The 18,661-nt window shown below is 73.7% G+C and carries 16 protein-coding genes; 9 read left to right on the top strand and 7 right to left on the bottom strand.

What is annotated here, in order from left to right:
- Nucleotides 1–2 precede the first annotated feature (2 nt).
- A complete protein-coding gene (gene allB, locus ACWGH1_RS07975; RefSeq protein ID WP_453354931.1) occupies nucleotides 3–1,343 on the bottom strand; it encodes an allantoinase AllB in 1,341 nt (446 codons plus the stop codon).
- A gap of 329 nt (nucleotides 1,344–1,672) precedes the next feature.
- Here allB and ACWGH1_RS07970 point away from each other — a divergent pair, with 329 nt between their 5' ends.
- Nucleotides 1,673–2,476, top strand: a complete 804-nt coding sequence (locus tag ACWGH1_RS07970) for an IclR family transcriptional regulator (RefSeq protein ID WP_453354930.1) — start codon at nucleotides 1,673–1,675, stop codon at nucleotides 2,474–2,476.
- Nucleotides 2,477–2,536: 60 nt separating this feature from the next.
- Here the strand turns inward: ACWGH1_RS07970 and ACWGH1_RS07965 are convergent, their stop codons facing one another.
- Together ACWGH1_RS07965 and ACWGH1_RS07960 are read right to left on the bottom strand one after the other, a co-directional pair.
- Entirely contained in the window at nucleotides 2,537–3,220 is a 684-nt protein-coding gene (locus tag ACWGH1_RS07965) for an ABC transporter ATP-binding protein (RefSeq protein ID WP_453354929.1), read from the bottom strand.
- Nucleotides 3,217–4,299, bottom strand: a complete 1,083-nt coding sequence (locus tag ACWGH1_RS07960; RefSeq protein ID WP_453354928.1) for an ABC transporter permease — start codon at nucleotides 4,297–4,299, stop codon at nucleotides 3,217–3,219. Before ACWGH1_RS07960 ends, ACWGH1_RS07965 begins: the two co-directional genes overlap by 4 nt.
- Nucleotides 4,300–4,433: 134 nt before the next feature.
- Between ACWGH1_RS07960 and ACWGH1_RS07955 the strand changes: the two genes are divergently transcribed.
- A complete protein-coding gene (locus ACWGH1_RS07955) occupies nucleotides 4,434–5,642 on the top strand; it encodes a sensor histidine kinase (RefSeq protein WP_453354927.1) in 1,209 nt (402 codons plus the stop codon).
- Nucleotides 5,642–6,271 carry a response regulator gene (locus ACWGH1_RS07950; RefSeq protein WP_453408522.1) on the top strand — a complete coding sequence of 210 codons (630 nt, stop codon included), beginning with the start codon at nucleotides 5,642–5,644 and terminating at the stop codon, nucleotides 6,269–6,271. The genes ACWGH1_RS07955 and ACWGH1_RS07950 overlap by 1 nt, the downstream gene beginning before the upstream one ends.
- 6 nt (nucleotides 6,272–6,277) lie before the next feature.
- Here the strand turns inward: ACWGH1_RS07950 and yczR are convergent, their stop codons facing one another.
- The gene (gene yczR / locus ACWGH1_RS07945) at nucleotides 6,278–7,768 is read right to left on the bottom strand and encodes a MocR-like transcription factor YczR (RefSeq protein ID WP_453356340.1); all 1,491 of its coding nucleotides are present in this window, start codon (nucleotides 7,766–7,768) and stop codon (nucleotides 6,278–6,280) included.
- An 86-nt stretch (nucleotides 7,769–7,854) separates the two neighbouring features.
- Here yczR and ACWGH1_RS07940 point away from each other — a divergent pair, with 86 nt between their 5' ends.
- From ACWGH1_RS07940 to ACWGH1_RS07920, 5 genes are all read left to right on the top strand, one after another.
- The gene (locus ACWGH1_RS07940) at nucleotides 7,855–8,106 is read left to right on the top strand and encodes a hypothetical protein (RefSeq protein WP_453356339.1); all 252 of its coding nucleotides are present in this window, start codon (nucleotides 7,855–7,857) and stop codon (nucleotides 8,104–8,106) included.
- Nucleotides 8,055–8,684: a nucleotidyltransferase family protein gene (locus ACWGH1_RS07935; protein WP_453356338.1), complete on the top strand. Its 630-nt coding sequence runs from the start codon at nucleotides 8,055–8,057 to the stop codon at nucleotides 8,682–8,684. The genes ACWGH1_RS07940 and ACWGH1_RS07935 overlap by 52 nt, the downstream gene beginning before the upstream one ends.
- Nucleotides 8,685–8,947: 263 nt before the next feature.
- On the top strand, nucleotides 8,948–10,576 hold the full coding sequence (gene aceB, locus ACWGH1_RS07930) for a malate synthase A (protein ID WP_453356337.1): 1,629 nt from the start codon (nucleotides 8,948–8,950) through the stop codon (nucleotides 10,574–10,576).
- A 280-nt stretch (nucleotides 10,577–10,856) separates the two neighbouring features.
- Nucleotides 10,857–12,047 (top strand): GDSL-type esterase/lipase family protein, encoded by a 1,191-nt coding sequence (locus tag ACWGH1_RS07925; protein WP_453355317.1) that lies wholly within the window; start codon nucleotides 10,857–10,859, stop codon nucleotides 12,045–12,047.
- Nucleotides 12,048–12,125: 78 nt separating this feature from the next.
- Nucleotides 12,126–12,758 (top strand): ATP-binding protein, encoded by a 633-nt coding sequence (locus ACWGH1_RS07920; RefSeq protein ID WP_453355318.1) that lies wholly within the window; start codon nucleotides 12,126–12,128, stop codon nucleotides 12,756–12,758.
- Here ACWGH1_RS07920 and ACWGH1_RS07915 read toward each other — a convergent pair.
- Nucleotides 12,706–13,818 carry a saccharopine dehydrogenase gene (locus ACWGH1_RS07915; RefSeq protein ID WP_453355319.1) on the bottom strand — a complete coding sequence of 371 codons (1,113 nt, stop codon included), beginning with the start codon at nucleotides 13,816–13,818 and terminating at the stop codon, nucleotides 12,706–12,708. The genes ACWGH1_RS07920 and ACWGH1_RS07915 overlap by 53 nt on opposite strands.
- Nucleotides 13,819–13,939: 121 nt before the next feature.
- Nucleotides 13,940–15,910: an ATP-binding protein gene (locus tag ACWGH1_RS07910; RefSeq protein WP_453355320.1), complete on the bottom strand. Its 1,971-nt coding sequence runs from the start codon at nucleotides 15,908–15,910 to the stop codon at nucleotides 13,940–13,942.
- Nucleotides 15,911–16,037: 127 nt separating this feature from the next.
- On the opposite strand from ACWGH1_RS07910, the gene ACWGH1_RS07905 reads away from it, so the two are divergent.
- Nucleotides 16,038–17,120 (top strand): Lrp/AsnC family transcriptional regulator, encoded by a 1,083-nt coding sequence (locus tag ACWGH1_RS07905; RefSeq protein ID WP_453355321.1) that lies wholly within the window; start codon nucleotides 16,038–16,040, stop codon nucleotides 17,118–17,120.
- 94 nt (nucleotides 17,121–17,214) lie between these two features.
- On the opposite strand, the gene ACWGH1_RS07900 is transcribed toward ACWGH1_RS07905, so the two are convergent.
- Nucleotides 17,215–18,606: a nucleobase:cation symporter-2 family protein gene (locus ACWGH1_RS07900; RefSeq protein ID WP_453357649.1), complete on the bottom strand. Its 1,392-nt coding sequence runs from the start codon at nucleotides 18,604–18,606 to the stop codon at nucleotides 17,215–17,217.
- Nucleotides 18,607–18,661: the final 55 nt, after the last annotated feature.

Below are 18,661 nucleotides of genomic sequence, written 5' to 3'. Positions count from 1 at the left end.
AGTCAGTTCTGCCTTTCGAGAAGTCGGCCCGTGGGCCCGGTCGGGGTGCCGTGGTCGGCGATCTGCGTGCCGCGCAGCCAGGTGGACTTCACCACGCCGTGCAGGGTCTTGCCCGCGTAGGCCGTGACCTGGTTGCGGTGGTGCAGGTGGGCCGGGTCCACGGTGAAGGTCTCTTCGGGTGCCAGGACCGCGAAGTCGGCGTCGCGGCCGGCCTCGATGGCGCCCTTGGCGTCCAGTCCGGCCAGGGCGGCCGGCGCGGTGGACATCCAGCGCACGACCTCTTCGAGGGTGCGGCCGCGCCTGCGCGCCTCGGTCCAGATCGCCGGGAGGCCCAGCTGGAGGGAGGAGATGCCGCCCCACGCGGTGGCGAAGTCGCCGGTCTTGAGGTCCGCGGTGGAGGGGGAGTGGTCGGAGACGATGCAGTCGATGGTGCCGTCGGCCAGCGCGTCCCACAGCAGGTCCTGGTTGGCGGCCTCGCGGATGGGCGGGCAGCACTTGAACTCGCTGGCGCCGTCGGGCACTTCCTCGGCGGTGAGGGTGAGGTAGTGCGGGCAGGACTCGACGGTGATCCGGACGCCCTCGGCCTTGGCGGCGGCGATCAGCGGCAGCGCGTCGGAGGAGGACAGGTGCAGGACGTGGACGCGCGCGTTCAGCCGCCGCGCCTGGGCGATGAGGTTCTCGATCGCGGTGTTCTCGGCGTCGCGCGGACGGGAGGCGAGGAAGTCCGCGTACTTGGGGCCGCTCTTCTGCGGCGCGGACTCCAGGTGGTGCGGGTCCTCGGCGTGCACGATCATCAGGCCGCCGAAGCCGGTGATCTCGGCGAGGGAGGTGGCCAGCTGCTCCTGGTCGAGCTGGGGGAACTCGTCCACGCCGGAGGGCGACAGGAAGCACTTGAAGCCGTAGACGCCCGCGTCGTGCAGGGGGCGCAGGTCCTTCACGTTGTCGGGCAGCGCGCCGCCCCAGAAGCCGACGTCGACGTGCGCCTTGCTGCGGGCGACGTCCTGCTTGACGCGCAGGTGGTCGACGGTGGTGGTCGGCGGCAGGGAGTTCAGCGGCATGTCGAGGATCGTGGTGATGCCGCCGGCCGCGGCGGCGCGGGTGGCCGTCCAGAAGCCCTCCCACTCGGTGCGGCCGGGGTCGTTCACGTGGACGTGGGTGTCCACCAGGCCGGGGAGCAGGACGTCGTCGCCGAAGTCCGCCAGCCGGGCGCCGGCCGGTACTTCGGCCTCGTGCGGCAGTACGGCGACGATCTTCCCGGCGGCGACGGCTACCGAAGCGGCCCGCGTCCCCCCGGGGGTGATGACGCGAGTCGAGCGCAGTACCAGTTCCACGTCGTCGGACACGCCGGAACCTCCCCATCTACTTCCACAGAGCGAAATTCAACGTTCTGTTGACGGAGTCTTCACCGCGATCCCAGGCCAGTCAAGAGTGTCCGGACGGACCGTGGACACCCCTCTTGACCGACTTGGACGTTTCCACAAGATGGAATTAGGATTTCACTATACAGAATGTAGCTATCACCATGGAGGGGCGCCCGGTAACTTCACAGCGGTGTCCGTCTCCCGGACAAACCGCCTCTGACCGGCGGGGAAGGCGTCGCCCGGCTCTAGGGCCGAGGCCGACCGACCGGTAGGCTGCTTCCTTGCCTGCCAGCACCGAAAGGACCGCGCCCGTGCCGACGTCCAGCGCCAGCACCACCGACGCTTCCGCCAAGCCCACCGCCGGCGGCGGTGGCGTCCAGTCCCTGGAGCGCGCCTTCGACCTGCTCGAACGCATGGCCGACGCGGGGGGCGAAGTCGGCCTCAGCGAGCTCTCCGCCGCCAGTGGTCTGCCGCTGCCGACCATCCACCGCCTCATGCGCACCCTCGTGGCGTGCGGATACGTCCGCCAGCAGCCCAACCGGCGCTACTCCCTCGGCCCCCGGCTGATCCGGCTCGGCGAGTCGGCGGCCCGGCTGCTCGGCACCTGGGCCCGCCCCTACCTCGCCCGCCTCGTCGAGGAGACCGGGGAGACGGCGAACATGGCCCTGCTCGACGGGGACGAGATCGTCTACGTCGCCCAGGTGCCGTCCAAGCACTCCATGCGCATGTTCACCGAGGTCGGCCGCCGGGTGCTGCCGCACTCCACCGGCGTGGGCAAGGCACTGCTCGCGTACACCCCGGCCGACGAGGTCCGGGCCCTGCTGGCGCGCACCGGGATGCCGGCCGCGACCGAGAAGACCATCACCACGCCCGAGGGCTTCCTGGAGGCCCTGGAGCAGGTCCGCAAGGCCGGCTACGCGGTCGACGACAACGAGCAGGAGATAGGGGTCCGCTGCCTGGCCGTGTCGGTGCCGAACTCCCCGACCGCTGCGGCGATCTCCATCTCGGGCCCGGCGGGCCGGGTGACGGAGGCGCTGACCGGGTCGATCGTGCCGATCCTCCAGGGCGTCGCGGCCGAGCTGTCGGTGGCCCTGCAGAGCCAGAGCCCCGCGTAGTCGCCACGTACGAGAGCCCCGGCCCTCCCGCAAGGGCGGTGACCGGGGCTTTCGCACGGCTCAGGGGGCCGCGGGCGCCGGCGTGAGCCGGCCGTCGGACATCCGCGCCGTGCCGTCCATCCGCTCCAGGTGGGCGTGGTCGTGGGTGACCAGCACGGTGGCCGCGGAGCGCTCGCGGGTCAACGTGACCAGGAGGTCGAGCACGGCCGCGCCGCGCTCGTGGTCCAGTGCGCTGGTGGGCTCGTCGACCAGCAGTACGGAGGGCTCGTTCATCAGCGCGCGGGCGATGTTGACCCGCTGCCGCTGGCCCCCGGAGAGCTGGTGCGGGCGCTTGTCGGCCTTGTCGGCCAGGCCCACCGCGTCCAGCAGCTCCAGCGCGCGTCCGCGCAGCCGCCTGGCCGGGCGGCCCGAGAGGTGCGCCATCACCTGGAGCTGCTCGGCGGCGGTCAGGGAGGCCGGCAGATTGGGCTGCTGGAAGACGATCCCGATCTCCTCGCGGCGCAGCGCCGACTTCTCGGCCGCGCTGAGACCCGCCGTGTCCCGCCCCCCGACGACCACCCGCCCCGAGTCCGGGGTGACGAGGGTGGCGGCGACGGCGAGCAGGCTGGACTTGCCGGACCCGGAGGGCCCGATCACGGCGGTGAGGCTGCCGCCGGGTACGTCCAGGCAGACGCCGTCCAGTGCGGTGAGCCGGCCGTCGCCGTCGGGATAGGTGAGGGTGACGTCGTGCACGTGCAGGGTCATCGGGCGCTCCCGAGGGCGGTCAGCGGGTCGACGGCGGTGATCCGCCGGATGGACAGGGCCGCGCCCAGCGCGCCGAGCGCGATCATGACCACGGCGGGGACGAGGACGGTGGCCGCGTCGAGTACGAAGGGCACGTCGCCGCCGCTGATCAGCGCGCCGGCGCCGGCCGCGAGCGCCGTGCCGAGTCCGGTGCCGGCCGCCAGCATGACCACGGCCTGCCCGAGGGCGTCCCGGAGCAGGTACCCGGTGGAGGCCCCCAGCGCTTTCAGCACGGCGATGTCGCCGCTGCGCTGGATCGTCCACACCGTGAAGAAGGCGCCGATGACGAGCGCCGAGATGGCGAAGAGGAAGCCGCGCATCAGCTGGAGCGAGCCGTTCTCCGAGGTGTAGGAGCCGATGGCGGCCAGCGCTCCGTCGACCGTCTCGGTCCTGGTGCCGGCGGCCGCGTCACCGGCACCGAGGTCGGCGCCCGGGGCGTCCAGGGCGATGACGGTGGCGACGGCGGCGGCCGCGCCCTGGTTCCCGACGCGTTGCCAGTCGCCGAGGTCCATCCAGACCACGGGGGTGTGGCTGAACGCCGCGGTGCCGGACACGGCGGCCACCGTCAGGTCGAGCGGGCCGACCCTCAGCCGGGCTCCGGGGCGCAGGCCGCCCAGTTCCCCGGCGGCCTTCTCGGTGAGGACCACCCGGCCCGGGGCCAGGTGCGAGCCGGCGGGTGCGAGCCGGCCGGCCGGATCGACGCCGAAGGCGGAGACGGCGGCGGTGCGCTCCCCGGAGACGGCGTTGGCCGTGCGGACGGCGAGCGGTTCCGCCATCCGGACCCCGGACCGGGTCCGCCAGGTCCGCCAGGCGCTCTCGGGCAGCTGCGAGTTGGTGAAGGACACCTTCTGGCCGCCGGCGGGCGCGGCGAAGGAAAGGTGGGTGGCGGGCAAAGCGGTGACGGCCGAGATGTTCTCCCGGGCCAGTCCGGAAGTGAGCCCGGACAGCAGGCCGACCAGCAGTGTGATCAGCAGGACCACCGCCCCCATCAGGGCGAAGCGGCCCTTGGCGAACCGTAGATCTCTCCATGCGACGAACATGCTCCCCACCCTGGTGCCGGCCGGGCGCCCGGGGCATCGCGCCGGGGTTCGGTTCCCGGTATCGAAGGAAGGAGCCCGACATCAAACTTTCGGTTGACCGGGCCCCGTCGGGCGGCGCTTACGCTGGTCAGGCCATGTCTTTGCGCCCCCGCTCCGCCGCCTCCCGGCCCCTCACGCCCGTGTCCCGCGTACTGCGCCTGTGCCTGCACGCGCTGTTCTTCGGGCTGCTCGCCCTGGCGGCCGGCCGGGCCGTCACGGATGCCGTGCCCCGCGCCGGGTGGGTGGTGGCCGTCTGCGCGGTGCTCGCCGCGCTCTACGCGGCCGGGGTGCTGACCCCCGCGGTCCGCCGGTCACCAAGGGCCGGGGCGGTGTGGCTGGCGGCGCTGGGCTGCGCCTGGGCGGCGCTGCTCGTGGTCTCCCCGGACGGGCTGTGGATCGCGTTCCCGCTCTACTTCCTGGAACTGCACCTGCTGCGACTGCGCTGGGGGGTCACCGCCGTCGCGGTGACGGCCTGCGCCGCGATCGGCGGTTTCCTCGCGCACGGCGCCCTGGCGGACGGCAGCGCGGTGCCGCCGGGCGCGTTCCTGGGGCCGCTGCTGGGCGGCGCCGTGGCGGTGGCGACCGTACTGGGCTACCAGGCGCTGTACCGCGAGAGCGAGCGCCGGCGGCAGCTGATCGAGGAGCTGATGGCGACCCGGGCCGAGCTGGTCGCCGCCGAGCGGAGCGCGGGGATCCTCGCGGAGCGGGAACGGCTCGCGCGGGAGATCCACGACACCCTGGCCCAGGGGCTGTCGTCCATCCAGTTGCTGCTGCGGGCCGCGGAACGCTCGCTCCCGCCGGACGCCGCGGCACTGGAACACATCGGCCGGGCCCGGGAGGCCGCCCAGGAGAACCTCGCCGAGGCCCGCCGGTTCGTACGGGCCCTGACCCCGCCCGACCTGGAGCACGGGTCCCTCGCCGCAGCGCTGGAGCGGCTGTGCTCGGCCGCGCCGGGGCCGCGGGTGCGGTTCTCGCTGAGCGGCGCGCCCCGGGCGCTGCCCACCCCGTACGAGGTGGCGCTGCTGCGGATCGCCCAGTCGGCGCTGGCCAACGTGGTGCGGCACGCGCGGGCGGGGCGCGCCGAGATCACCCTCACCTTCATGGACGCCTCGGTCACGCTGGACGTCGTCGACGACGGCCACGGCTTCGACCCCGGCTCGGCGCCTTCGGGCGAGGGCGGCTTCGGCCTGCCCGCGATGCGCTCGCGCGCCGAGACGCTGGGCGGGCTCTTCACCGTGGAGTCCGCCCCTGGCCAGGGCACCGCCGTGGCCGTCACCCTGCCCCTGCCCGTGGAGGTCCCCTGATGACGATCCGGCTGCTGCTGGCCGACGACCACCCGGTGGTACGGGCGGGGCTGCGGGCCGTACTGGAGGCCGAGCCCGACTTCGCGGTGGCGGCGGAGGCGGCGACGGCGGAGCGGGCGGTGGAGCTGGCCGCCTCGGCGGCGGTGGACGTGGTGCTGATGGACCTCCAGTTCGGGGCCGGGATGCACGGCTCGGCTGCGACGGCCCTGATCACGGCGCGCCCGGGGGCCCCGCGGGTGCTGGTGCTGACCACGTACGACACGGATGCCGACATCCTGGCGGCGGTGGAGGCGGGGGCCTCGGGCTATCTGCTCAAGGACGCCCCGCCGGAGGAGCTGGCGGCGGCGGTCCGTACCGCGGCGGCCGGCCAGTCCGCGCTGGCCCCGGCGGTGGCGCTGCGGCTGATGGACCGGATGCGGACGCCGGCGCAGGCGCTGACGAAGCGGGAGCTGGAGGTGCTCCAGCTGGTCGCGGACGGGCTGTCGAACCAGCAGATCTCGAAGGAGCTGTTCCTCAGCCAGGCCACGGTCAAGTCCCACCTGGTCCACGTCTACGCGAAGCTCGGCGTCGACTCCCGGACGGCGGCGGTGGCCGCGGCCGCCACCCGCCGCCTGATCCGCACCCGGTAGGCGGTCCTACGCGACCCAGTGCGGGCGCTGCACCGCCGGGGTGAGCGGGACGCCGTCGTGGAAGGCGGCCGCGAGGCGGCGGACGGCCTGGTCCAGCCGGTCGGCGGGCAGGGTGTACGGGATCCGCAGCCGGTGTTCGAAGGTACCCGGGTCCACGCCGAAGCGGGCGCCGCGCCCGATGTGGACGCCGGCGGCGGCGGCCCGTTCCGACAGCGCGGAGCTGACCGGCTCGCCGAGGTCCACCCAGAGGGAGAGGCCGCCCGGCGGCAGCTGCCACGTCCACTCGGGGGTGTGCCGCTGGAGCGCGCGCACCAGGGCCTCGCGCCGTACGCGCAGCTCGGCGATCCGCTCCGGCAGGGCGCGCTCCAGTTGCTCCAGCAGCGGCAGGGCGACCAGCTGGTCCAGTACGGAGCCGGTCATGTCGGCCGCGGCCCGGACCGTGGCCAGCTCGGTGACCATCTTGGCGGTGGCACGGACCCAGCCGACCCGCAGCCCGCCCCAGTACGTCTTGCTCAGCGAGCCGATGGTCACCACGTGGTCGGCTCCCCCGGGCGCCGCCAGCGAGGCCAGTGGCGCGGGGGCCGGTACGTCCAGCGCGATGTCGGCGATGGTCTCGTCCACCACCAGCCAGGTGCCGGTCCGCCGGGTGGCCGCCAGCAGCCGCAGCCGCTGCTCCGGCGGCATCAGCGCACCCGTTGGGTTGTGGAAGTCCGGGATCACGTAGGCCAGCCTCGGGACGGTCTGGCGCAGCGTGGATTCGGCGATCTCCATGTCCCAGCCCGCGTCGGACACCGCGATCGACCCGGTGCGCAACCGGGCGTGGCGCAGTGCGTCGAGCGCGTTGGCGTACGTGGGGCTCTCAGTGACGACCCGGTCCCCGGGCCGGCACAGCAGGCTCACCAGCAGCGTGAAGGCCTGCTGGGCGCCGGCCGTCACCAGGATCTGCTCCGGGCGGGTCGGCAGCCCGCGCCGGGTGAACCGGTCCGCCACGGCCGTCCGCAGGGCGGGCAGTCCGAACGGGTGGTAACCGGGGGTGCGGGCCGCTTCGGGCAGCTTGGACGCGGCCCAGGCCAGCGCCTCGGTGAGGGCTCCTTCGGGTGCGCCCATGGCGGCGATGGCGAGGTCCGTGCCGGGGTCGTCCTCGCCGGGGAGGCGGCCACCGGCGCCGAGGAGCGCGTGGGCGCCGACCGGCCGGTGCCCCTCGGGGAGGTCGGTCCAGGTGCCGGAGCCGCGGCGGCTGAGGGCGTAGCCGCTCTCGCGCAGCAGGTCGTAGGCGCCGGTGACGGTGGCCCGGCTCGCGCCGACCGCCTCGGCGAGTTCGCGTTCGGCGGGCAGCCGGACGTGCAGGGCGATCCGGCCGTCGAGGATCAGGGTGCGCACGGCGTCGGCGAGCGCGCGGTAGCCGGGCCGGGCCAGCAGCCCGGGGGGCAGCAGCGCCGCGAGTTGGCGGCTGCCGATGGTTCTGTCCGCGGTCTGGACGATTCGCCCGTATGCCATGCCAACCTCCCCCGATTGGCTCTGCCTGCCAGGCCAATCGAGGACCACACTCGCCTTATTGGCCCCCGATTGGCAAGGAGACGCCGGTGACGTCGACCATCCGCGAGACCGGGATGCTGACCGACCGTGGCGAGCGCGCCCTGGTGGCCGCCGTCGAGCGGCGGATCTCGCAGCCCCTGCGGTTCGCCGCCGGGCGGGCTTCCCTGCGCGCGCTGGGCCGGTTCGCGCGGAGCCGGTTCGCGCCGGGGCGGCCGCGCGGCTCCGCGCAGGAGCGAGAATCGCTGTCATGCCAGCCAGCACCCCACCTCCCGCCCGGTCCGGCGCCGACCGCCCGGTGATCGCCGGCCTGCTCCTCGCGGCGGGCGGCGGCCGTCGCCTGGGCGGGCGCCCCAAGGCGCTGCTGCCCTACCGCGGCCGCCCGCTCGTCGAGAACGCGGTGCGGGTGCTGCGCCGGGCGGGCTGCGGCCCGGTGCACGTGGTGCTCGGCGCGTCGGCGGCGGAGGTCCGCGAGCGCGCGGACCTGGCGGGCTGCGTCGTCGTGGACAACCCGGACTGGGCCCAGGGCATGGGTTCCTCGCTGCGGCTCGGCCTGCGCTCACTGGCGGGCACCGGCGCCGCGGCGGCCCTGGTGTCGCTGGTGGACCAGCCGGGGATCGGCGCGGACGCGGTGGCCCGGGTCCTGGCGGCGTACCGCTCCCCCGCCAGTCTGGTGGCCGCGTCCTACGACGGCGAACGCGGCCATCCGGTGCTGTTCGGGTCCGCCCGCTGGAGCGACATCGAGAAGACGGCGACCGGCGACCAGGGCGCGCGGGTGCACCTGCGGGAGCACGCGGCCGAACTCACGCTGGTGGAGTGCGCGGACATCGCCGAGGCGTTCGACATCGACACCCCGCCCGATCTCGCGCGGCTGGGGTGAGGCCCGCTTGTGCGCCGGGTGACCGCCATGGCACTGAGGGCCACCGATCGGCGGAATATGTCGACCAGGAGAATCTCGACATCAACAAACCATTGAACTTCCACCATGAGGAAATTACTATCCACTGGTCAGAAGCGCCCTGAACCCACAGACGGCGCCCGCGACCGTATTGCGGAACTCTCCACACCCGACGACACTGCGTGCCGTCTCGCGCGAGCATTCCCCCGCGGCCGCCAGGCACCGCCGCTGAAGGAGTGACACACATGTCCGCACCAGCGCCGTCCCCGCTGGCCATCGTCGACGCCGAGCCCCTGCCCCGGCAGGACGAAGTCCTCACCGAAGCGGCCCTGGCCTTCGTGGCCGAGCTGCACCGGCGGTTCGCCCCCCGCCGCGCCGAGCTGCTCGCCCGGCGCGCCGAACGGCGCTCCGAGATCGCCCGCACCTCCAGCCTCGACTTCCTCCCGGACACCGCACAGGTCCGCGAGGGCGACTGGAAGGTGGCGCCCGCGCCGGCCGCGCTGAACGACCGCCGCGTGGAGATCACCGGTCCGACGGACCGCAAGATGACCATCAACGCCCTCAACTCGGGCGCCAAGGTCTGGCTCGCCGACTTCGAGGACGCCTCGGCTCCCACCTGGGAGAACGTCGTCCTCGGCCAGCTCAACCTGATCGACGCCTACGAGCGGCGCATCGACTTCACCGACCCGCGCACGGGCAAGTCGTACGCCCTCAAGCCGGCCGAACAGCTCGCCACCGTCGTGATGCGGCCGCGCGGCTGGCACCTGGAGGAGCGCCACCTCAGCATCGACGGCGGCCCGGCCTCCGGTTCCCTCGTGGACTTCGGCCTGTACTTCTTCCACAACGCGCAGCGCCTGATCGACCTCGGCAAGGGCCCGTACTTCTACCTGCCGAAGACGGAGTCGCACCTGGAGGCGCGCCTCTGGAACGACATCTTCGTCTTCGCCCAGGACTACGTCGGCATCCCGCAGGGCACCGTCCGCGCGACCGTGCTGATCGAGACCATCACGGCCGCGTACGAGATGGAGGAGATCCTCTACGAGCTGCGCGACCACGCCGCGGGCCTGAACGCGGGGCGCTGGGACTACCTCTTCTCGATCGTGAAGAACTTCCGTGACGGCGGCGAGAAGTTCGTCCTGCCGGACCGCAACGCGGTGACGATGACCGCCCCGTTCATGCGGGCGTACACCGAACTCCTCGTCCGCACCTGCCACAAGCGCGGCGCACACGCCATCGGCGGCATGGCGGCCTTCATCCCGTCCCGCAAGGACGCGGAGGTCAACCGGATCGCGTTCGAGAAGGTTCGGGCCGACAAGGACCGCGAGGCGGCCGACGGCTTCGACGGCTCCTGGGTCGCCCACCCCGACCTCGTCCCGATCGCGACGGCCTCCTTCGACGCGGTGCTCGGCGAGAAGCCGAACCAGAAGGACCGGCTGCGCGAGGACGTCTCGGTGGCCCCGGGCGACCTGATCGCGATCGACTCGCTGGACGCGAAGCCGACGTACGACGGCCTGCGCAACGCCGTCCAGGTGGGCATCCGTTACATCGAGGCATGGCTGCGGGGCCTCGGCGCCGTCGGCATCTTCGGCCTGATGGAGGACGCGGCCACCGCCGAGATCTCGCGCTCGCAGATCTGGCAGTGGATCAACGCGGGCGTGGTGTTCGAGCACGACGGCGCACTGGTCCCGGCCACCGCCGAGCTGACCCGTGAGCTCGCCGCCGAGGAACTGGCCGCGGTCCGCGCCGAGGTCGGCGAAGAGGCCTTCGCGGCCGGCAAGTGGCAGCAGGCCCACGACCTCCTGCTCCAGGTCGCCCTCGACGCCGACTACGCGGACTTCCTCACCCTGCCCGCGTACGAGCAGCTGATCGGCTGACCTCCCCGCACTTCGGCTGAAACGCACAGCAGCCGAACGCACCGGCTCCGCCCCCGTCGCCCCAACGCGCCGGGGGCGGAGCCGTGTCCGGCTCGCGGCGGGCTCGATTCCCGACCGATTGGTCGGTCGTTACGTCATCGTAATCTGCGTGTACCTAGCGGTAACATCCGGCCGCGTGTCACCTTTCCGATGCCACCGGCGCCGGCGGTAACCCCCACTTCCCAGCCATGCGACGCCAGTTGTCCTGGCCTTTCGCGTGGCCGACCGCAGGAGTTCCGCAGTGATCGGATTCCGCAACGTCAGCAAGGACCGGCCCCGCAGTCGCGTGCGACGACTGGCCGGCGCCGCAATGGTCCTGCCGCTCGCCGTAACGGCGCTGGTGGGCGGCGGCGCCGGCCCGGCCGCGGCCAGTCCCGGCAACGGGCCCACGGCCGTCGTGTCCATGGGCGACAGCTACATCTCGGGTGAGGCCGGCCGCTGGAAGGGCAACAGCCTCACCAACAGCGGCAGTCGTACCGGCACCGACCGGGCCTGGGTCAGCAACAGTACGTACGACCCGTCGAAGGTATACGGGACCACCGCCGGCGGCTGCGACCGCTCGGACGCGGCCGAGGTGCTGAGCGCGGGCGCCGTGGCCGACGTCGCCGTGAACCTTGCCTGCTCCGGGGCCGTCTCGGACAACGTGTTCCGGGCCTCCAACGGCGGCGTCCCCTTCAAGGGCGAGGCGCCGCAGGCGGATCAGCTCGCGGCGGTGGCCGCGGCCGACGACGTCAAGGTGATCGCGCTGTCCATCGGCGGCAACGACCTCGGCTTCGCCGACATCATCAAGGAGTGCGCCTACGACTTCGTCCTCTGGAACTCCTACTGCTACGACGACCAGCAGGCGGCCGTGGACCAGAAGATCAACGGGGTCATGGCCAAGGTCGGCAAGTCGGTCGACGAGATCCGGGCCGTGATGCGCGGCGCCGGGTACCCGGACTCCTCCTACCGGATCGTCCTCCAGTCCTACCCGTCGCCGATCCCGCGCGGCGCGGAGAACCGCTACACCCAGAGCGACTGGAGCCGGCTCAACAGCGGCGGCTGTCCGTTCTGGAACCGGGACTCCGACTGGGCGCGGGACTCGCTCGTGCCGCAGCTCGCGAACGGCATCAAGGCGGTCGCCGCGGCCAAGGGCGTGCAGTTCCTGGACCTGCGGGACATGCTCCAGGGACGCGAGGTGTGCGCGCAGGCCAGCAAGCAGGTGAGCTCGACGGTGCCGGCGTCGGCGAAGACGAGCGAGTGGGCCCGCTGGATCGACAACAACGAGTCCCAGGGCCTGGTCCAGGAATCCATGCACCCGAACTACTTCGGCCAGCTGGCCGTCGGGCGCTGCCTCGCCCTGGCCGTGGCCCAGCCCGCGACCTCCGCCTCCGGCTGCAAGAACACCCCCGGCGGCGACCAGGGCGGCATGTACCTGAGCCCCGCCTCCTGAGCTCCCGCGTCCCGAACGGGCAGGACGGGTGGTCCCGACCCGGGTACAAGTCCGGGTCCGGGTGGGGATACTGGTGCCATGGACGGGACAACGGCCGCTTGGCGCAACACGACACACGACTGGGCTGCCACGGTGGACACCGCGCACCTCGCGCAGATCCGCAGTGATCCGGCCGGTTTCGCTCCCGGCGGGTTGCGCCACCTGCTCCTGGAGGTCATCGCGTACGCGGCCGACGAGGCCGGGGCGCGGGGCGACGGCGGGCGGTGCGCCGTCACGTTCCACGCCGACGGCTCGGTGTCCGTCGCGGACGACGGGCGGGGCACCGACACCCGGCTCGACGCCGCCGGACGCCCCGTGAAGAAGCCGGTCATGGCGACGAAGGACCTGCGGTTCTTCGACCACCCCGGAGCGCAGCTGCTGCCGGACGGGCAGCCGCGCCGGGGCATGTCGGTCGTGGCCGCCCTCAGCGAGTGGCTCCTGCACACCAACCGCCGGGCGGAGGGGGCCTGGACGCAGCGGTACGAGCACGGCGTACCCGCCACCGGCCTGACCCCGCTCGCCGGTGACGGGACGACCGGCACGGTCGTGCACTTCCGCCCCGGCCGGGCGGACTTGCGGGCAGCGGACGGGGCCACGGTCACCGAGCTGGCCCGGCTCGTCACGGCATGGCCGTACCTGTCCGTCGGCTTCGCCGACCGGCGGAGCGGCTGACTCCCGCCAGGGCCCGGGTGAAGGCCGCCCGGCAGCGCAGCCAGTCCGGGTCCGGCGTGCCCGTGCCCAGGGCCAGCAGCTTCGGGAGCAGGTCCGCCGAGAAGGAGCGGGCCGCCTCCGCGGGCACCAGGGACGGCAGGTTGTCGATGGCGATCACGTCCAGCGGGCGGGGTCCGGCGCGCAACCTGCGGACCGGGACCGCCCAGTCCGTGAGCCGGTCGTAGACGGGCAGCAGGTGCAGCGGCGAGCCGGTGTCACAGGTGATGTCGGCGATCACCGTGAGCCGCCGTTCGCGGTCCGGGTCCAGGTCGGCCGGGGTCAGGAACGGCGGTACGGGGCGGGTGGTGAGCACGGCGTTGACCAGGACGTCGTGCCCGAGCAGGGCGGCCCGGTCCAGCCGGGCGGTGTCGCTCCGGTCCCACCGGGTCACCCGTACCCCGGCCGTCGAAAGGGCGTCACAGGCACCCCGGGCGCTGCGGCCGTGGCCCCCGATGACGAGGGCCCGCAGCTCCCCGGCCGGGGTGGCGACGGCCCGCGAAGCCCGCAATCGCGCGTCGAGTTCCTCGCGCGGGAGGGGGACCAGCGGGGCGACGAGCCGGCCCCGGGCGTGCAGGACGGCCAGCGCGGCGCCCGCGTACCCGGCCCAGTAGCCGAAGGCCGCCAGCCTGCGCCCCTGTGCGTCGGCCAGGTACTCCAGGTCGAGCAGGGTCCCGCCGCCCGCGGCGAACCGACGCAGCAGCGCGCGGGCTTCCGCCTGGCCCTTGTAGGCGTGCCCGAAGTACACGTGCCGGTGCCGTAAACGCTCCGGGGCGGGCGGGAGTTCCTTCAGGCCGAGGATGAACGCGGAGCCGGGTGCGGAGCCGGCCCAGGCACCGGCGGGAGCGGTGCGGCAGCCCGCGTCGGCGTAGTCGGCGAGCGGGAAGACCCGGTGGGCGGAGTCCTCCACGGTGATCCGTACGCCTTGTCGGACGAGCTGTTCGGCGTCGGGCGGGGTGAGGGGGGCGCGGCGTTCGGTGGGCCGTGTCTCGGTGCGCATCCACAACTGCGGTGCCTGTGCCATCGGCGGTACCACCTGTCTGCTCCAGGACGCCCTCGGGGCGTCCGCGTGCACCATGTGACCGGGCCTCAGGATCAGTTCGCCGCACGCGTTCGGCAAGGAGTACGACAGTGCGGACGGGGGCTCACAGTTCCGGCAGCAGCGCGCGCAGCGCCGTGCGTGCGCCCTGCGCGTACGCGGCCCGCAGGGCCTGCGGGGTCATCCGCTCGCGCAGGATCCGCAGGGCGCGGGGCGGGCACGCGACCGCGGGGCGGGTGCGGGCCACCGCTCCCAGCAGCAGCGCGGAGCGTTCGTAACGGCCCCCGGCCGCTTCCAGTTCGGCCAGCAGCTCGGCCGAGAAGGACTGGCCCAGCCGGTCGTCCAGGGCGAGCTGGGTCCGCAGCGCGCGCAGCAGTTCGGCACGGGCCCGCACCGGGCGCCCCGCGCCCGACTCGACGACCGCCCGGGCGTACTGCTCCCAGGAGCGGGCCCACGGGTCCGCGGCCGCGCCGGGTCCGTCCTCCTGCGGGGGCGGGTCCGGCGGCCCGGTGTGGGCGAGGGCCAGCGACCGGGCGGCCCGCAGCGCACCCCGGCCGGGCCCGAACCCGGGCTGCGGGGGCAGCAGTTCCAGCGCCTCGCGGTACTCGGCGGCGGCGTCCTCGTACCGCTCCTGCCACAGCGCCACCGTGCCGCGTACGTGGGCGAGGTAGGCGAGGCAGGCGTCCTCGCCCTCCTGTACGGCGGTGCTCCAGGCCTCCACGAGGAGCGGATCGGAGGTTTCCGCCTCCCCGAAGCCCGCCACCAGCCAGGCCGCCAGCCACAGCGCCCGGGCCGGCCGGGGCGCCGGGTGCAGGGCCAGGGCCCGCTCCAGATGGCGCCGGCCCTCCTCCACCAGCCCGCAGGCCGACCACAGGAACCACAGGTCGACGGCGGTCTCCAGGGCGGCCCCCGGCCCCGCGGCGGCCAGCGGGTTCATCGCGGCCCGCAGCTCCGCGAGCTCCCGCAGGGCCAGCTCGCGCGCCTGCGCCTGGGCTCCCTCCCGCCAGAGCGCGGCCGCCCGTCCGGCGAGGGCGCGCCAGCGCGCGTGGTGGCGCAGCGCGGCGGTGTGTCCGTCCCCGTCGGGGCTGTGCGCGAGGCGCCGGGCGGCGCACACCCGTACCGACAGCGGGAGCCGGTACCGGCCGGGGTCCGTGCCGTCGGCCAGCAGGGCGGGAGCCAGCCGGGCGAGCGCCCGGGCGGCGGTGCGCGGGGTGAGGTCCCCGAAGCCGCAGACCTCGGCGACGGCTTCCGCGTCGAAGGGGCCGGCGAAGACGGAGAGCCGCTCCCACAGCAGCCGTTCGGCGGGCGGGGCGAGCCGCAGGGTGCGCTCGGCGTCGACCAGGGTGGCCCGGCCGGCGCCGCCCGCGAGGAAGGCCAGCGGCTCGGCGGTCAGCCGGCGCAGCGCCTGGAGCGGCGCGTACTGGTGGGCGCGCCCCGCCGCGAGCTCCAGCGCGCCGGGGATCCCGTCGAGGGCCCGGCACAGGGCGGCGACCGCGGCGGCGTTGCGGTCGGTCAGCTCGAAGGAGGGGTCGGCGCCGCGGGCCCGCTCCTCGTACAGCCGCACGGCCGCGAACCCGGCGATGCCGGCCATCGGGAGCGGTGCGGCGGGATCCGGCGGCGGGGGCGGCAACGACAGGGGCGGTACGGCGAGTTCCGCCTCCCCGGGGAGAGCGAGCCGGCGCTGCGAGGTGACCAGCACGCGCACCCCGGGCAGCCAGGCCAGCAGGCTCTCCACCAGGAGGGCGGCGGCCTCGCCGAGCTGTTCGCAGCCGTCGAGCACCAGCAGCACCTTCCGACCCGCGAGCCCGTGGATCAGCCGGTGCTCCAGGACCACGCGGCGGAAGCCGGGCAGGGCCGAGACGTCCACCCAGACGGAGTCCAGGCCCTCGGCGCCCGTCACGGTGCGGACCGCGCGCACGGCGAGCCGGGTCTTGCCGATGCCCGCCGGTCCGGTGAGGGTGACCAGGCGCTCGCTGGCGAGCAGTGAGACGGCGCGGAGCAGTTCGCGGCGACGGCCGACGAAGCTCGACAGCTCGACGGGTACCGCCTGGCCCACGCCCGCTACGGGATCCCCCACACGTCCTCCCGCGAAGTGCCGAAGTGCGCCCGGCCGGCTGATTCACCGGTCGGGGACACAAAGAGAGATGATCGGCCGAAAGCCCGGTTGACAAGCCGCTGACCGGGAGATCCGCCAGGGGGAGGATATGAATTCGGCCGTTTCCGCCGTGGACGACACCGACCGGGCGCTCGTCCACGCACTCCAGCTCGCGCCCCGGGCCAGCTGGGAGCGACTGGCGCCGGTGCTCGGTACGCGCCCCGACACCCTCGCGCGCCGCTGGGAGCGGCTCACCGGCGCCGGAGAGGCCTGGATCTCGGGGCTCGGCCTGCGTACGGGGACCAACGCGCCCTGCATGGCATGGGTGGAGGTGATGTGCGAGGCGGGCGCCGCCCCGGCCGTGGGTGCGGCCCTGGTCGCCGATCCGCACTCCCTGGGTCTGGAGCACACCACCGGCGGCCGGGACCTGCTGGCCTTCGTGGCCGTGCCGGACCTCCCCGCGCTGTACCGGTACCTCTCCTTCCGGGTGCAGCGGGTCCCGGGGGTGGTCGGCACCCGTTCGTCGATGGTGACGGCGGTGCACTACGCGCCCGACCGGTGGCGCCTGGACCAGCTGACGCCGGCCCAGATCGGCCTGCTGACCGGGCGGAGCAGGCGCTCCCCCGCCCAGGGCGCGGCGGTGGCGCCGGCCATGGCCGCCATGACGGAGGAGGACCGGCCGCTGGCCCTGGCCCTGGCCGCCGACGCCCGGCGCAGCGTGGCCTCGCTGGCCCGGGAGTGCGGGATGAGCGAGTCGACCGTACGGCGGCGGCTGAGCCGGCTGGAGGCGGGGCAGGGCCTGCGCTACAGCTGCGCCATGGCGTCGGCGCTGTCGGGTTGGCCGGTGGCGGCGACGCTGTGGGCGGAGGTGCCGGAGTACGAGCTGGGCGAGTGCGCGGCGGCCGCCGTGGGGCTGCGCGAGACGCGGACCTGCATGTCGGTCAGCGGGCGCTGGAACTTCATGATCACCGCGCGGCTGCGCACCGTCGAAGGCCTCTCCCGCTACACCTCGGAGCTGTCCCGGCGGTTGCCCGGGATGCGGATCACGGACTCCGCGGTGGCGCTGCACGTACGCAAGTCGGAGGCACAGGTGCTGGACGAACGGGGCCGGCGGACTCGTACGGTCACCCCGGACATCTGGGCGGACCTGGTCCCGGGGGCGGCGCCGGACCACGCCGTCCGGCCGGCCTGACGGCGTGCGCGTGCGGCGGTACGGACGTCACACCCGCAGTGGGTGACGTCCGTACCGCCGCACGCGGTACCCGGACCCGCGGCTTCCCGCGCCCTCAGTGCACGAAGACCGGCTCCACGGCCGCCTCCCCGGCCGGTTCCTTCTTCGCTCCGAGGTGGTTGAAGGCCAGGTTCAGCACGATCGCCACCACGCAGCCCGTGCTGATGCCCGAGTCGAGGACGACCAGCAGGTCCTTGGGGAAGGCGTGGTAGAAGCCGGGCGCCGCGATCGGTATCAGGCCGATGCCCACCGAGGCCGCCACGATCAGGGCGTTCTCGCCCTTCTCCATCGCCGCGCCCGCCAGGGTCTGGATCCCGCTGGCCGCGACCGAGCCGAACAGGACGATGCCCGCGCCGCCGAGGACGGGCAGCGGAACCACGCCGATGACCGAGGCGGCCACCGGACAGAGCCCGAGCAGGATCAGGATGCCGCCGCCCGCGGCGACGACGAACCGGCTGCGCACCTTGGTCATCGCGACGAGCCCGATGTTCTGGGCGAAGGCGCTGCACATGAAGCCGTTGAACAGCGGGCTGAGGGCGCTGCCGAGGGTGTCGGCGCGCAGGCCGCCCTCGATGGTCTTCGCGTCCGCCGGCCGGCCCACGATCTTGCCCAGGGCCAGGATGTCGGCGGTGGATTCGGTCATGCAGACGAGCATCACGATGCACATCGAGATGACTGCAGCCACCTGGAACTGCGGGGCGCCGAAGTGGAACGGCGTCGGGAAGCCGACGACGTCCGCGTTGCGGACGGCGTCGAAGCTGGTCATGCCCAGCGGGACCGCGATCAGCGTGCCGGCGACCAGGCCGAGCAGGATCGATATCTGCTGCAGGAACCCGCGCAGGAACTTGCGCATCACCAGCACGATCACCAGGGTGAGCGCGGCCATGCCGATGTTCTTCATCGAGCCGTAGTCGGTGGCGGTGCGGTTGCCGCCCTGCGACCAGTTGAAGGCCACCGGGAGCAGCGAGACGCCGATCAGGGTGATGACCGTACCGGTGACGACGGGCGGGAAGAAGCGGACGAGCTTGCCGAAGTAGGGCGCGGCGAGGAAGCCGACGAGTCCGGCGACGATGATCGCGCCGAAGATGACGGGGATGGCATCGGCGCCCTCGCCCTTCCCGATGGCGATCATCGGGGTCACTCCGGCGAAGGAGACGCCGTTGACGAACGGGAGTTTGGCGCCGATCTTCCAGAAACCGAGGGTCTGGAGGAGGGTGGCGAGGCCTGCGGTGAAGAGCGAGGCGCCCATCAGGAAGGCCGTCTCGGTGGCGGAGAGACCGACGGCGGGGCCGACGATCATCGGCGGGGCGACGACACCCGCGTACATGGCGGCCACGTGCTGCAGACCGCTCGTGAACATTTTCAGCGGAGGCAGGGTCTCGTCGACCGGGTGCTTCTCCTCCGGTACTGCGACTGCATCTTTGCGAAACCTGGGCGCCTTGGCCACGGCTTCCTCCGGTCGGTTAACACGTCGGCAGGGACATGGGTGTCAGGGAGGTGGT

Source organism: Streptomyces sp. NPDC054883 (assembly GCF_053610645.1).
Note: the sequence above shows the minus strand (reverse complement) of the source record. Positions and strands in the feature narration are given on the sequence as shown.